This is a genomic window from Lentilactobacillus buchneri (assembly GCF_018314255.1).
GTDB lineage: Bacteria > Bacillota > Bacilli > Lactobacillales > Lactobacillaceae > Lentilactobacillus > Lentilactobacillus buchneri.
The window spans coordinates 1,973,939-1,988,885 of the sequence record NZ_CP073066.1 but is presented as its reverse complement, the minus strand read 5'-3'; the positions used below and the strand labels follow the sequence as shown (position 1 = coordinate 1,988,885).

Here is a 14,947-nt window from a genome sequence, read left to right as displayed (position 1 = left end):
CATTATTCAAAATTTACTTTTAAAACATCGCCCGTATCAATTGACTTCTCAAAGTTGATGCTTTGACTGTCAGCGTACCCACTACCAGTAGACTCAAGTTTTAAGCCTGTCAGCGAGCAGAACTTTTCAACATCGGCTTTACTCCAGCCAATGATTCGCGGCATCTTCCAGCCTTTATTTGTCAGTAAAAAGACCCGCTTTTGTTCGGCTTGTGTTGTTCCAGCGCTCGGCGATTGTTTGAGAATCGAATCGCCAGACCCAATTGTCACAACATTAAAGCCTTTTTCATTCATCACCCGTTTGGCATAGGTCGTTGTCTGATAGGTCACCGTTGGTACCTGCCGCTTGACGGTTGCCTGTTTGGTATTCGAGTTCTGCAGCGCACGGGTAATCACTGGTTTGAAAATCTCTGCCAGCAATTGTGTAGCTGTCTTGGTCCCAGTCAGTTTGGGCTGTTTCATCGTGATAAACATCACGTAGCGTGGATTATTGGCGGGAACCATTCCAGCCACAGAGTAGAGATAGCTGTCGTCACCGGAAGCATAACCGCCCATTCCGTTGCTGACCTGAGCGGTACCAGTCTTTGCAGCCACCCGGTAGCCCTTGATTTTGTAATCGGCACCGATTCCGTAAGACTTGTAGACAACGTCTTGCATGTGCTTTCTGACAGCTTTGGCGGTTGCAGCAGTGATCGGATGACCAACAACTTGCTTGCCGTATTGCTTAATCGTTTTATTATTCGCCGGGTTTGTGATTTTAGAAATAAAGTACGGCTTCATCATTGTACCATTATTTGAAACGGCAGATAAAGCCTGCATCATTTGTAAAGTGGTCACTTCAATTCCTTGACCAAATGAGGTGTCAGCCTGTTCGATCGGATAATTGAACTGAATTCTGCCGGTGAGTTCTCCCGGAAGGCCACTATTGGTGCTCTTAAGAAAACCAAATCGCTTAATGTATTTTTTCCAAGTCTTGGGACCCATTTGTTGTTCCAAATGAGCCATGGCAACGTTACTGGACAAGGCAAATCCTTTGTTATAAGTGATATAGCCCCATCCGGCAGGATTCCAATCGGGAACAATCTTGCCGTCAATTGAATAACGCCCAGACTCATAGGTGTCAGTGCCGTTATAATGACCCGAATTAATGGCCGATGACAGCGTAAAGACTTTCATTGTTGACCCCGGTTCGTACATATCGGAGGATAACGTGTTGGTCCAAGCCGAACCGATGCCTTTCAGCGTTGCCGCGTTGAAAGTTGGTCGTTGAGAAGCAGCAACGATTTTTCCGGTTTTGGCATCCATCAAAACGGCGTTCATTCCAGCCGGATGAACTTGTGACTGAACAGAGTTCATCTCGCTCTCCAACAGGGTTTGAATCCGTGAATCAATCGTCGTGTAAATATTATTCCCGTTTTTGGCCGGCTTTTCTTTTTGCTGCTTACCGGGAAGCTTGTACCCGTAGACATCGTACTGGGCGTTTTTAAAGCCATTCTGTCCGGCTAGCGTTTTGTTGAAGGCTTTTTCAATACCCATTTGGCCAACCAAGTTGGCGGTACCGGTCTTCTTGTTGGTTTCAGAAACCGCCACCCCAATCAAATTGGATGAAAAGACGCCGTTGGGATATAAGCGGGCCTGCTTTTGGACAAAGTCAATCCCTGGCAGTTTGGCTGCTTCAATCTTCTTTTTAGTCAGTAAGGAAATATTGGTCCCGGCGCTGCCGAATTCCACTTGGAATGGCTGTTTATCCTTGGGGGATAAAATTTTCAATGCCTTCTTTTCGGTGATCGGTAAATACTTGGCGAGCACCCTGGCAGTTTTAGTTTTATTCACAACATAAAGTGGTTTGCCGTTCAGCCCTTTTTGCTGCTTGTCCAAAACAGCATATAGCGAATATGTACTGGTGTCTTCGGCAATTGGGTTACCGTTTGCATCATAAATAGATCCTCGTTTGGCTTTGAGGGTCTGAGTTTGAGTATAAAGTTTTTCGGCGCGGTCATTTAAATTGACATTTTTAACATTTTTCCCAACCGCAATGACAAGTAAACGACTGCCTAAAAATGCAAAAAGCAGGAAAAATGCGAGGAACAAACTTATTCCAACAATTTTCCGGCTTTTTCGGGCATTCAGTTTGTCTGCGGAACGATCAGATGGCTCTTTCATTTAGTAACATTCCTTATATTTGCATTGGAGAGTGACATGCCGCTCTTGTGTGCAATTTTGTCCAGACGGGTACTGCTTTGCAGCTCACCAATCTGTTGTTTTAAATTAGTATTACTGGTGCGAACCGTCACAACCTGGTTGTCTAAATGCTGAAGTTCATGCTGTGAATTAGACAAGGCAATTTTTGACGATACAACTACTAACATTAACACAGTTAAGACTGCGCTGCCACATACAATTAACAGCTTTTCAAAGGACGAAAGTTTGAGGGCTTTTGCAATGCTCACCCGTTTTACTTTAGCCTGATCAGGGCTGGAAACATACGGTTGCGGTTGTTCGGTTAGGTTACGAGCTAAATTATTTTGTGCCATAATATGTACTCTTCCTTTATCTAGTTTTTAATTCGTTCAATTATTCTCAACTTGGCACTATGTGATCGATGATTCTCTTCTAACTCAGCTTCAGTTGGAACAATTGGTTTTCGAGTAATACTTTTAAATTTTGGTTTAATGCCTTCGGGAATGATCGGTAAATTAGGCGGTAATTCCGGCAAGGACGTTTTTTCTTTGAACATGGTTTTAACCAAGCGATCTTCCAAAGATTGAAAAGTGATGACACTGATTCGGCCGTTGACATTCAACAAATCCAACGCCTGTTCCAGTGAATCTTCCAACGCAGATAATTCGTCATTGACAGCGATTCGAACCGCTTGAAAGACTTTCTTAGCAGGATGGCCGCCATGGCGTCTGGCTGCTGCCGGGATTCCTTCTTTAATCACTTCGACTAAATCGTTAGTGGTATCAATTGGATGTTCTCGTCGAGCAGTTTCAATCCGCCGAGCAATTGACTTGGCAAACTTCTCTTCGCCATATCGATAGAAAATCCGGACCAACTTTTCGTAAGGCCATTCATTCACAATCTTCCAGGCGTCGATTGGATTATCCTGATCCATTCGCATATCAAGGCGGGCGTCAAAGCGATAACTGAATCCGCGGCCGGCTTCGTCAAATTGAGGTGATGAAACGCCCAAATCGTAAACGATTCCGTCAATCCCCGAAACATCAACGTTTTGGAGAGCTGATTTTAAATGACGGAAGTTATCGTGAATCAAAGTTAATTTGCCGGCTTCAATGTATTCAGCCAAGTGCTGCCGGTTATAAGCAATCGCCTCTTCGTCCTGATCAAAAGAATAAAGATGGCCATTGGTTAACTGTTCAAGAATCTTGGTGGTATGTCCCCCACCACCTAATGTTGCATCGACATATGTACCATCGGGATTAATATTCAACCCCTTAACCGCCTCGTTTAAGAGGACAGTTACATGCTTAAATTCAGACATTCGATCACCCCCGTTTCCAGCATGTCTGCTTATCTAAAAATCAATCATATTTTCAGCAATTTCATTAAAGTTCTCTTCGGCGTCATTACTAAAGTCGTTCCAGCGATCGTCACTCCAAATTTCAAAACGATTGGAGACACCGACAACGACACATTTCTTCTCAATTTTTGCGTAATCCCTCAAAGTTGCGGGGATGTTGATTCTCCCCTGTTTGTCAAATTCGCATTCAACTGCAGCGGAGAAAAAGAATCTCGTGAAGTAACGAGCATCCTTTTTATTCACGGGCAAAGTGTCGATCTTTTGTTCAACCTTTTCCCATTCACTCATCGGATAGCCAAATAAACAGCCATCCATTCCACGGGTGACAACGAGTTTGTCGCCCAAATCCTGGCGAAACTTAGCGGGGATGATGATCCGTCCTTTGGCGTCAATGTTGTGTTGATATTCACCCATGAACATGTCGTCATCACCCCCAATTTCAGTTTACAATCACATTCTACCACAATCCACCACTATCAACCACGCCTCCTCAAAATTTGTCACTTTTTTGTTATAAACCGTTTTCATATTCAACTAAAAATCCGTCCAGGACTGATCTGACGGCAATAAGAAAGTGGTGGGGAGATTTGCCCATTTCTGCACAAAAAAAGACCAAAGCATAAAAATCTGCTTTGATCCGATGAACAGCTAGTGATTCAGATAGACTCAAAAATGACATAAATCCCCACGACGATCCAACAACCGAATAAAAATAAATCACTGAATCGCCAAAAGGTGATAAAAAATTTCTTGTAGGTTAAATTCGGATTGGCAAAAATTTGCCAGATCAACACAATCAATGTGAGCCCTAACCAAACAATCACCACTTCGGGAATGAATGACCCCGACAAACCCTTTTTACTAATCTCGTGAATGAAGTACAGCAAAATTGGCGGCCAAAAATCGAGTGGTTTAATCGGCACCTTCGACCTGAAAAATTGATTTTTTCTTAAAACAACTAAAAACCCGGCAACTGCAAATAGAATCAGAAATTGCGTTATAAAGGTTACCGTGTCAGTCATCCAAGGAGAAATATGCATGAGTTACCCTCCTGATTTTGACAAAACATATTGCATTGAACGATAATGATAGTTAAACTGTGTATGGAATACAAGAGAAAGTGGTGCGAATATTGGCGCGTAAAAAGAGAACCAGATTTCAAAAAATTACATTGGTATTTGTTTGGATCATGATTATTGCAACGATCAGTTCGCTGGTCATTTCAGCAATCATGACATTCTTATAAACAAACGACTTAAAGAGGTTGGGACAAAAGTGAAAGCTTTTGTGCCAGCCTCTTTTTTGTCAATCAAACTTATTCTTGTTTTTCCTTATAGACCTGACGCGGCCGACTGCCATCTTGTGGACCGATATAGCCACGCTTTTCCAAATCATCAATTAACCGGGCTGCCCGATTATAGCCAATCCGGAAGTGACGTTGCAAAAGCGACGTGCTGGCCTTCTGTTGATCAACCACAAAGGCCAAAGCATCGTTGAATAAATCGTCTTCGGAATCTTCTTGATCCTCTTCTTTGATCTCTTCATCACTAACCATCATCGATTCATCATAATCAGCTGATTGCTGATCGGTAATGAATTTGACGACTCTGGAGACATCCTTATCGGGAATAAAGGCCCCTTGAACTCGAATCGGCGTGTTGGAGTCAATTGGTAAAAACAGCATGTCACCACGGCCAAGCAATTTTTCAGCACCGTTAGTATCGATGATTGTGCGGGAATCAATCCCACTTGATACCGCAAAGGCAATTCTTGACGGAACATTGGCCTTAATCAAGCCGGTAATCACGTCAACGGATGGCCGTTGGGTGGCTAAAATCATGTGGATTCCAGCAGCCCGCCCCATTTGCGCCAGCCGGATAATTGCAGCTTCAACATCATTGGAGACGGTCATCATCAAGTCGGCCAATTCGTCGACGATCACAACGATATAGGGCATCGGCTGAATTTTAGTGTCATTTTCACGATTGTTTTTCGCGACAAAATCATTATAAGTGCTAATCTTTCGCTGGCCGAATTTGGCAAACAATTCATAACGGTTCTCCATCTCGGAAACCACCTTTTGCAGTGCTCTGGCGGCTTTCTTAGGCTCGGAAACAACCGGGCTTAACAGATGGGGAATGCCGTTATAAACGCCCAACTCAACTTTTTTAGGATCAATCAGCATTAATTTGACCTGGCTGGGTTTGGCGTGCAGCAAAATACTGGTAATAATGCCATTGATTGCAACTGATTTACCACTACCAGTTGACCCGGCGATCAGTAAATGAGGCATCTTGGTAAGATCAGCCGTAATCACATTGCCATTAACATCCTTTCCAAGCGGCACTTGGAGCACGTGGCCGTGGTTATCAGGCTGATGTTCAACAACATCTCTGAAGGAAACTGTCGCAATCTTTCGGTTGGGAACTTCGATGCCAATTAAAGATTTACCCGGAATTGGTGCTTCAATCCGGATGTCTTTGGCGGCTAATGCCAAGGCAATGTCATCGGCTAGGTTCACAATCCGACTCACCTTAACACCAATATCAGGGTGCAATTCATATTTGGTGACCGACGGGCCTAAACTGACGTGCTTAATTTCGGCTTTAACCCCAAAACTGTCCAACGTCTTTTGAAGAACTTGAGCGTTATGGTCAATTGACTGCAACTCGCTTGACTGATCATCCTGAGGGATTTGCGTCAGCAGGTCGGTTGTCGGCAACTTGTAGGCATCATCTTCTTTGACATCGACGAGGTTAACGTCGGCAGAATCGTCCGCTTTTTCGGATTCTTGAAGAGGTGTCGGCTTAGAGACAGTTTTAGATGACTGCTTAGCTTCATCACTCACTGGCATCCCAGAAATCGTGATCGCTGACGCCGACAACTTATTTGGCTCAGAATCATCATTTTGAGGCTGTTCCACAGTTTGTGGATGATTGGCAGCCGTTGTCGGTGAAGGCTGCCTAGCCGACTTCTTAGACCGTTTCTGGTCCGTCTGCTGTCGGATAGCTGCAGCCCGAGTCTTGATAAATGTCAAACAAGTCCGCAGACCCGTAAAAATTTTTGCAAATGAAATATCAAATAGAATAAAACCACCGATCAAAATGATCAGGCTGGCGACGATTCCGGTGCCGATTTTGCCAAATAGTACGTGGGCAAGATAAAACCCAATCGTTGCCAGAATGCCGCCACCAATGTTGGAATCACTGTTAGAAGAAACAACATCATCAACCAGCTTCTGCCAGTTAAAATTGATAAAGTCAACCGGCTGGGCAGCCTGAATGTATTCAATTAAGGTCAGCCAAAGAAGAACGCCCAGCAAAATCAGGACCGTTCCCCAAGTATACTTGGCTGGAATTTTGGGGAACCGGGAAAAGCCTGCGAGGAAAATGCCGACAACGATTCCAACCAAAAGAAAGACCGGATAAAGACTGCCGACAAACAGTTTGGCAATATTGATCATTAAGGTACCGACAATTCCGGCTTGAAATAATCCCAGTAAGGCCAAAATGGCAACGACACCACCGATGACATTAACCGTATATTTCTGAAGAAAGCTCGACTGGCCGCCAGTCTTCTTGGTCGTCTTTCGTGGACGGCCGCGTTTTTTAACCGGCTTGCTACTGGTTTGCTTGGTTCGCTTGGTTTTCATGCTGTTCCCCCCTTCCCATAGAATGGCTGTTGATTATTTCAGCTTATCATGTTCATATTGATGCGTTCGTTCCAAATTGTTGAAGTTCTGTTGTCTCAGTACTTCATAGATCACAATGGCGCAAGTGTTGGACAGGTTCAGTGCCCGAATGTTGTCGTCATCCTGCGGAATTCGAATCGCCTTTTCAGGATTTTGACGCATAAATGGTTCCGGTAACCCGGTCGTCTCCTTACCAAATAAAAGATAGTAATCTTGACTTGGGTCAGAATAATCCGGATCAGTGTAATCCTGGTTGGCAAATTTAGAAACTAAGAATAGGTTTTGGGGATTCTTGACCGACTTCAAAAATTCAGGCAGGTTTTGATGATAATTGATCTGGACCTTATCCCAATAATCGAGTCCGGCCCGCTTGAGGTGCTTATCATCAATGCTGAATCCAAGCGGTTCAATCAAGTCAAGGACCGTGTCGGTTCCGGCACAGGTCCGGGCAATGTTACCGGTATTTGCCGGCATTAAGGGTTCAAATAGTACGATATGATTAGTCATTGTTTCCTCCAAATATTCTAAAAATCTGCGACCATCACAGAAACATCAACGGTAATCGTCTTGAGTGCATTAACCAGTTGAAGGGCGTTATCTTGCCGTCCCTTGCCCCAGTGAAGCGGCGTCATCGTCAAAAGGTCCTGCTGCATCCCTTTGGGAATTGAAAATTCGTATGTAAGCTTATCAATGCTTGCACTGGGATAGTGAGTCATGAACAGATCAAATACTTTGTCATTTGAATAAGAACTGTTCTTTTGCCCAGTGCCAAATAAAGCGACCCGTAATTCATGCAGGTAGTCGCTGTTGGGAATAATCTTAATCAATCGGCCGCCAGTCTTGGCTACCCGATTAAATTCATCATAGGCAGATGGCGAAAACAAATCAATTATGGTCGAAATTGTGTGGTCATTAAACGGCAGCCGAGCCAAATCCGCGACACAGAAAAAAGCATCGACTGGCTGTTGTGTCGCTAAATTAATCCCATCCTTGGAAATATCAAAGCCGATTGCGGTATCTTGGCCATCTCGAAGCGCCAGCAATCGTGCCAGCGGCGTGCCCTCACCACAGCCCACATCCAAAATGGTTTCCGGTTCCGGGCCCAAATACGTTGCGATCGCATCGACAATCGGGTCGAAAAGGCCAGCCTGTAAAATCTTGTGGCGTGCCTGAAGCATCGATTTGTCATATTCGTTATTTGCCTGTTTGGTGAGGAAAAACAGCGTCCCTTTTTTAGAGATGTCAAAAGTATGATGATGGGGACAGCTTAAGCTATATCCCACCACCTCATCGAATGGTGTTTGACAGACGGGACAACGGAATAACTGTAAATTCTGCTTCACAAATTTTTGGCCAAAATCAATCTTTTTCACTTAAAATCCTCCACAAACGCAGTTCATTATATCACAGCAGCCAACCAAAAAAGCTTCCTGGCCAAAATTCTCAAACACGTTTTGCGGGAAACAGATTGGTTAATCGTCAATTAAAGTTTATGCAAATTAATGTAGGACTGCATATCTTCCGGCAACCGCGCTTCGCAATGAAGCAGGCGACCGGCAAATGGATCATAAAAAGTCAACTCGGCACAGTGAAGTGCCTGCCTGGTCATTGAATGGTCATCTGAATTGTAAAGCCAATCGCCAATCAACGGATGACCAATGGCAGCCATATGCACCCGAATCTGATGGGTCCGACCGGTGTGCAGTCGAACTTTTAACAAAGTCTGTTTGGCTAATCGACGCACTGTCCAAGCTTCGGTCACCGACATCTTGCCGGAATCAACCACTTGGCGTTTGACGAACGAATCATCGGCTCTGCCAATTGGCAGATAAATTTCAAAGTGAGGCATTGAAATGCGACCAGCGACAATCGCCAGGTACGTCTTTTGAATTGTCCGGTCCTTCAACTGCTTATCAAGAACTGAATGAGCAAAGTGGTGTTTGGCAAAAATCACCAAACCACTGGTGTCCTTATCCAGTCGAGTCACAATGTGGATTTTTTGATTGGCATAGCCCTGGCGCTGATAGTAGCCTTTTACCCGATTAACCAATGAATCAACATGGTTGTGTGCCGGAACAGAAGCCACCCCGTACGGCTTATTCACCACCAAAAAATTGGGATCTTCATGAACAATTTCAATTGGAACGTTGGAGACACCGACATGATCGTTTTCCGGTTCAGGCGGCAGGACGACTTTGACCGTATCGCCGGTTTGAAGCATTCGGTTAACCAGTGAGGCTTCACCGTTCACCAAAGTCTTTCCACCATGATATTTAATTTTTTTCAACAATGTCCGGGTGATCCCGTAACTCATAATAAATGTCCGGACCTTGATCGGGGCCTGGCCTGTATATTTCCACGTAAATTCAGTCATCTAAATTAACCTTACCAATAAACGAGTTGCTTACCCGCCGCCAAAACTGCGTGTGCCGATACTGGGCAAAAGCAATCCGGCGTTTAGAAATCCGGTATTCGACCGATTCAACGGCTTCGTTGGAGATGATTTGGTGATCGCAAGTCAAAATCGTCCGGTTGGAACTCTTCGGGACAATTTTCACCCACTCATCTGGAGAAATGATCAACGGTGAGCCCAGCGTTCGAAAGACCCGGTTATTAATCGAGGAGATTTCGGCCATTTGAATGGCATTGAGGGTTGGATTAATGATTGCGCCACCAACTGATTTGTTGTAGGCCGTCGAACCACTCGGCGTTGAGACACAAAGACCGTCACCCCGAAAACTTTCAAAGAGTGTGTCCTTAATGTAGACGTCAGCCACCATCGAACCGCTAATCTGTTTGAGAGTCGATTCGTTAAGCGCCAAGCCATAATCAGCTGGGCCGCCACTCACATAATTAACCCGGATATCCAGCAGTGGATACGTGACACTTTGACCATTGTCATGTTCCAAGCTGTCCACCAGTTCGGCGACTTCGTAATCCCGCCAGTCGGTATAAAAGCCTAAATGGCCAGTATGAATCCCAACCAATCGAATTCGATCACTAATGTCTTGATAGTGGTGAAATGCAGACAGCAGTGTCCCATCACCACCGACAGAAATGACAATTTCAGGATTCAGTCCGTCGATGCTTAAATCGGGTGATTCTTCAATTTTTTTCTTTAATGAAGTCGCCACAATGTTTGACGACTCACCAAGATTACTGTAGATGGCTATCTTCATCAGACGACTTCCTTACATCTTTGCCTGGCTCATGCTTGTTGGTTTCTTGGAGTTCATCACGAATTTCTGACATTTCTTCATCCAAATGAAAGGCGGCTTCGGCAGATCGTTCCAGTCGGCCTTTCAAATCATCTGGAAATTCGCCTTGATACTTGTAGTTTAATGAGTGTTCAACGGTGGCCCAAAAGTTCATCGCCAAAGTTCTCACTTGAATTTCGGCCAAAATGACTTTTTCGCCGTCAAGCATCTGAACAGGATATTCAAAAATAATGTGGTATGATCTGTATCCACTCGGTTTCTTGTTATGAACATAATCCCGTTCTTCAAGAATATTAATATCAGTCCGTTTGCGAAGCAAATCCACAACTTGATAAATATCTTCAACGAACTGACACATGATCCGCAAACCGGCAATATCTTCCATATCTTCTTCAAGCCGATCTTCGGAAATGTGTCTTCTAACCATTTTTTCTTTAATACTGTCGACGGGTTTCACCCGACCGGTCACAAATTCAATCGGACTGCGACCATCAATTTTTAAGAATTGCGCTCTGATGCCACGTAATTTTACTTTTAATTCATCAACAGCTTGTTTGTAAGGAACTAAAAAGTCATCCCAATTCTCAACCAAGCTAACACTTCCAATCTGTTGCGCTCAAACGAACGCTCTATTGCTTCAAGGTAAAATTCAATCAGACTTAATTTTACCATATTCAACAACCTTTCCCAATCAATCATACACACTTCAAGCAAAATTGTTGTTTTTACGTGAAAATTTGGTATTCTTAATGGAGAAAATAATTAGTATATTAATTTTGTTGTCGGTTACACATGGAGGGGCAATAATGGTACTTGAGATTTATTTATTCGTTGATCCACTTAATCGACATTGTTACGACGCCGAAAAAACGATTGAACGGATTTCACAAAAATTAAACAAACAAATCAGCGTGCGCTTTGTTTCGATGCTCAACATCAAAATCCTGCACGACTTTTCAAAAAACGAGCAACTCAGCCATCTTGATCACAACCTGCCCTACGATACCATTTTGGATTTCAAGGCAGCTTCATTTCAGGGAAAGAAGTTTGGCCGACGCTTCTTGATGGACCTGCAAAAAGAACTTCTGATTAATTCAGTACCATACTCAGATGAACTGGTTGCCAAGCTCGCAGAACGAAATGGTTTGGATGTCGAGATGTTCATGGCAGACCGCCGCTCTGATTTGGCAGAAAAAATGTTTCGTTGTGATCAGCGAGTAGTCCACGAAATGGAAGTCCGCGATCCATCAACCACCGTTTTGTTTAATTCCGACGTTGCTGACAGTGGCATTCGTATCAAGGACTTTGATTACAATTCTCTCTTTGGCTTTTGTGCCAAGAGTCTGGGATCGGCCGCTCACTTCGAGCAGGCTTCAAAGAAACCAACGACAGTTCCGTATCCCAAATCAAACTTGCGATTCAACTAATTTAATCCATAAAAATACCGGCATCTGGGATTTCCCAAATGTCGGTATTTTTTACGCTTATTTATTAGCGAAACTATTTGTTGTACAAACGCTCAAATTCATCCAGACGCTGCTCAAAAATCTGGAAGGCCTTCTCAAGATATTCCGGTTGCGTCATGTCAACGCCGGCTTTTTTCATGACGTTGGTTGGCGTGTCCGAACTGCCTGATTTGAGGTAGTTCAAATATTTATCAACGTTGGCCTGGCCGCCGTTCACAATGCCATCAGCCAATGTCGATGCGGCAGCAAAGCCGGTGGAATATTGATAAACGTAGAAGTTGTAATAGAAATGTGGAATCCGTGACCATTCAAGGCCAATCTGAGGGTCAGAAATCACGGCATCACCATAGTATTTTTGATTTAAATTGCGATAGTAATCATCCATAAAGTTGGCGGTTAATGGTTGACCTTTTGCATCCTGTTCATGAATGTATTGTTCAAATTCAGCAAACTGAGTTTGGCGGAAAACCGTTCCCTTAAATCCATCCAGATAGTAATTTAAAATAAATTTCTTCATTTCATCATCATCTTTAAATTTATTCAAGAGATAATCCGTCAAGATGTTCTCGTTGGTCGTGGACGCAATTTCAGCGACAAAAATGGAGTAATCACCATACTGATAAGGCTGGTTATGATGGGAATAGTAGCTGTGCATACTATGACCGGTTTCGTGGATCAACGTGTAGAGATTATCCAAATTATCCTTCCAATTCAGTAAAATATACGGATTGGTATCGTAAGTCCCTGAGGAATAGCCGCCGCTTCTTTTGAATTGATTTTCAACAACGTCAATCCAACGGTTGTTGAACTCCTCTTTAACGTGGCTGACATAATCCGGCCCCATTACCTGCAAAGCTTCCAAAGCGATTTGCTTGGACTGTTCAAACGTATACTTGGGTGATTTTTTACCAACTAGGGACGTATACATATCGTACATATGCAGTTCATCAAGGCCCAGAATCTTTTTACGCAAAGCAACGTACCTGTGCAGCAGGTCGAGGTGCTCGTTGACCACTTTGATCAGGTTATTATAAACGTCTGTCGGCACCTCGTTATCAGCCAAAGCGGCCTCCAAAGCATTGTTATAGTGGCGGATGTTGGCTTTGAAATTGTGATTCTTGACATTAGTGGTCAGTGTTGCCGCCAGCGTGTGCTGGAACTGACGATAAACTTGATACAATTTTTCAAACGCTTCTTTACGCACACTTTGCTTTGTCGATTCCAATAAAATACCATAAACACCTTGAGATAACTTCACCTGATTGCCATTCTCATCAGTCACTGCTGGGAATGAAAGATCAGTGTTATCCAAAATGCCAAAGGTTTTCTCTCCAGACGAGAAAATATCGCCGGCCCCCGCCAGGACGGCTTCAACATCATTGCTTAAAATATGATTACGGCGTTTAAAGGTTTGATCGAAAAACCGTCGATAATCGGCCAGTTTGGGTTGATCCTGATAAAACTGCTTGATTTGATCGTCAGAAACTTTGAGGAGTTCCGGTTCAAACCAGGCAGTCGCCGCTCCAAACTGAGCCCCCAAGGATTCCGCACGGGAATACATGGCCTGATACTTGTCTTCGCTGGTATCCTGGTCATTTTTCAACTGGGCGTAGACATAGACTTTTTCAAGCTTTCGGCTTAAGGTCATCAAACGCTCAGTTGCCGTCAGCAGCGCGGCCGCGCTCTTCTCAATGGTTCCGGCTAATTCAGCGAATTGTTTGGCACCGGTTTGAACAGCTTCATAGTCAGTTTCAAATTCCTGATCGGTTGGATAAATCGTCGTCAGATCCCAAGTCAGTTCTTCTGGAACATCTTTTCTAAGCGGTAATTCTTGTGGTTTTGGCATAACGTCCTCCTTCAAATAGTTAGTTACCAATAGATTAGCACACCTCCGGCTTGGCGGTCATGATATATTGCCGTTTTTCATCATAATCGGCAAACCACACCGGTTGTTTAATGATTTGCACGCCGGCTACTGTGTGTCGAAGATAGCCGCCGGCCCGGAGGCTAAAGATAAAACTGGTAAAGGCCATTTGAAAGAAACGGACGTAATCGTCTACTTGGGCAAATTGTTGGCCAAAAAGTTGAACCGATTGTTTGAAAACCTGATTTAACTCCTGATTGGAAATTTCCCGATTACTGCTCGTAAACAGCTGCAAAACAATCCACACTCGCCAACACAAAGCAGTCCGCCGAAAGATCGGCCATCCCTCACCCTCTTTTCCATGACAAATCAAAGGGCAGCCGACAAAGACTTTTCTTCGTTGATAACAGCGCGTGACCATGTCCAGGTAAGTGGGATTTTTCAAAACAATACTCCGCTGAATCCGGTTAAGCTGGTGCAAAATTGCCGAGTTAGTAGCTCGAACTGAATACTGTTGAAGAGCTGAAGGCGGGTGGTCAATGAATCGCTTCAACTCGGCTAAAGTTTTAAATAGTCGCATATGACTAGTGAGTTTACCGGCAACTTCGCGAATCTGAAAATCAATTCGGAACTGCTGATTTTTAGCAGAATAAAAGATGATGTAAAAGCCCAGTTGGGTGCTAAAACGAGCAAACTTGGCAACACCATCCAATCGTTTGGCGGCATTTAAATGGCGATCTCCCAGCACCCAAACCACGTCAATTCCAAGTGACTGGTAATTCGCCGTCCGCCGAGAAAGTTCGGCAAATGAAATGGGACTGCATTGATATTCTAAAATCAGCTTTGGAGACGGTAAATAAACGTCTGCCCGCTGCTCAATTGTTGGCAGATAATATTCCAACACCGCCTCTGTCGCCATGGCTCGCAGCTGCCGTTGAAAAGTCAGCTTACCTTGGAGGTGGGCCTGACTTTCATTCTCACTGAAACTACCGCAAATCCGATTAGATTTATGGCTAAAATGGGGAATGCGGTACTTGCCGCGCTTGAATATCACTGTTTGCCTGCATCCCGGGCAAACCAGTCGATTGGCTAAATTCTTTTGGCCCTTGAATTCAGCCGCATTCACTAATTGATTATTAATCATCGCTATCAGCATTTCATCACCTTC

General features: G+C 44.0%; 15 protein-coding genes. 2 read left to right on the top strand and 13 right to left on the bottom strand.

Going from position 1 to position 14,947, the window contains the following annotated elements; genetic code table 11:
• Nucleotides 1-2: 2 nt before the first annotated feature.
• From KE627_RS09430 to KE627_RS09410, 5 genes are all read right to left on the bottom strand, one after another.
• Nucleotides 3-2,162, bottom strand: a complete 2,160-nt coding sequence (locus KE627_RS09430; protein ID WP_013727510.1) for a penicillin-binding transpeptidase domain-containing protein — start codon at nt 2,160-2,162, stop codon at nt 3-5.
• Entirely contained in the window at nt 2,159-2,533 is a 375-nt protein-coding gene (gene ftsL, locus KE627_RS09425; protein ID WP_013727509.1) for a cell division protein FtsL, read from the bottom strand. Before ftsL ends, KE627_RS09430 begins: the two co-directional genes overlap by 4 nt.
• Before the next feature lie 20 nt (nt 2,534-2,553).
• Complete coding sequence (gene rsmH, locus KE627_RS09420) at nt 2,554-3,501, bottom strand: 16S rRNA (cytosine(1402)-N(4))-methyltransferase RsmH (RefSeq protein ID WP_056939131.1); 948 nt, start codon at nt 3,499-3,501, stop codon at nt 2,554-2,556.
• Nucleotides 3,502-3,534: 33 nt separating this feature from the next.
• The gene (gene mraZ, locus KE627_RS09415; RefSeq protein WP_013727507.1) at nt 3,535-3,960 is read right to left on the bottom strand and encodes a division/cell wall cluster transcriptional repressor MraZ; all 426 of its coding nucleotides are present in this window, start codon (nt 3,958-3,960) and stop codon (nt 3,535-3,537) included.
• A 236-nt stretch (nt 3,961-4,196) separates the two neighbouring features.
• Nucleotides 4,197-4,562 (bottom strand): DUF3397 domain-containing protein, encoded by a 366-nt coding sequence (locus tag KE627_RS09410; RefSeq protein WP_225430529.1) that lies wholly within the window; start codon nt 4,560-4,562, stop codon nt 4,197-4,199.
• A gap of 77 nt (nt 4,563-4,639) precedes the next feature.
• Here KE627_RS09410 and KE627_RS09405 point away from each other — a divergent pair, with 77 nt between their 5' ends.
• Complete coding sequence (locus KE627_RS09405; protein ID WP_013727505.1) at nt 4,640-4,786, top strand: DUF4044 domain-containing protein; 147 nt, start codon at nt 4,640-4,642, stop codon at nt 4,784-4,786.
• 69 nt (nt 4,787-4,855) lie between these two features.
• On the opposite strand, the gene KE627_RS09400 is transcribed toward KE627_RS09405, so the two are convergent.
• The 6 genes from KE627_RS09400 to yjbM all read right to left on the bottom strand — a co-directional run bounded on the left by KE627_RS09400 (nt 4,856) and on the right by yjbM (nt 11,041).
• Complete coding sequence (locus KE627_RS09400; RefSeq protein ID WP_136861212.1) at nt 4,856-7,192, bottom strand: DNA translocase FtsK; 2,337 nt, start codon at nt 7,190-7,192, stop codon at nt 4,856-4,858.
• A 33-nt stretch (nt 7,193-7,225) separates the two neighbouring features.
• Nucleotides 7,226-7,738 carry a tRNA (cytidine(34)-2'-O)-methyltransferase gene (locus KE627_RS09395; protein ID WP_013727503.1) on the bottom strand — a complete coding sequence of 171 codons (513 nt, stop codon included), beginning with the start codon at nt 7,736-7,738 and terminating at the stop codon, nt 7,226-7,228.
• 17 nt (nt 7,739-7,755) lie between these two features.
• Nucleotides 7,756-8,604 carry a methyltransferase domain-containing protein gene (locus tag KE627_RS09390; protein ID WP_013727502.1) on the bottom strand — a complete coding sequence of 283 codons (849 nt, stop codon included), beginning with the start codon at nt 8,602-8,604 and terminating at the stop codon, nt 7,756-7,758.
• A 110-nt stretch (nt 8,605-8,714) separates the two neighbouring features.
• Entirely contained in the window at nt 8,715-9,605 is an 891-nt protein-coding gene (locus KE627_RS09385; RefSeq protein ID WP_013727501.1) for an RluA family pseudouridine synthase, read from the bottom strand.
• Nucleotides 9,598-10,410: an NAD kinase gene (locus KE627_RS09380; RefSeq protein ID WP_013727500.1), complete on the bottom strand. Its 813-nt coding sequence runs from the start codon at nt 10,408-10,410 to the stop codon at nt 9,598-9,600. Before KE627_RS09380 ends, KE627_RS09385 begins: the two co-directional genes overlap by 8 nt.
• On the bottom strand, nt 10,388-11,041 hold the full coding sequence (yjbM, locus tag KE627_RS09375; protein ID WP_013727499.1) for a GTP diphosphokinase: 654 nt from the start codon (nt 11,039-11,041) through the stop codon (nt 10,388-10,390). The genes KE627_RS09380 and yjbM overlap by 23 nt, the downstream gene beginning before the upstream one ends.
• Nucleotides 11,042-11,255: 214 nt before the next feature.
• Here yjbM and KE627_RS09370 point away from each other — a divergent pair, with 214 nt between their 5' ends.
• A complete protein-coding gene (locus tag KE627_RS09370) occupies nt 11,256-11,876 on the top strand; it encodes a DsbA family protein (protein ID WP_013727498.1) in 621 nt (206 codons plus the stop codon).
• Between the two features lie 73 nt (nt 11,877-11,949).
• Here KE627_RS09370 and pepF read toward each other — a convergent pair whose 3' ends face one another.
• Together pepF and KE627_RS09360 are read right to left on the bottom strand one after the other, a co-directional pair.
• The gene (gene pepF / locus KE627_RS09365) at nt 11,950-13,761 is read right to left on the bottom strand and encodes an oligoendopeptidase F (RefSeq protein ID WP_013727497.1); all 1,812 of its coding nucleotides are present in this window, start codon (nt 13,759-13,761) and stop codon (nt 11,950-11,952) included.
• A 34-nt stretch (nt 13,762-13,795) separates the two neighbouring features.
• Nucleotides 13,796-14,935, bottom strand: coding sequence for a competence protein CoiA (locus tag KE627_RS09360; protein ID WP_013727496.1), 1,140 nt, complete (start codon nt 14,933-14,935; stop codon nt 13,796-13,798).
• Between the last annotated feature and the right edge of the window lie 12 nt (nt 14,936-14,947).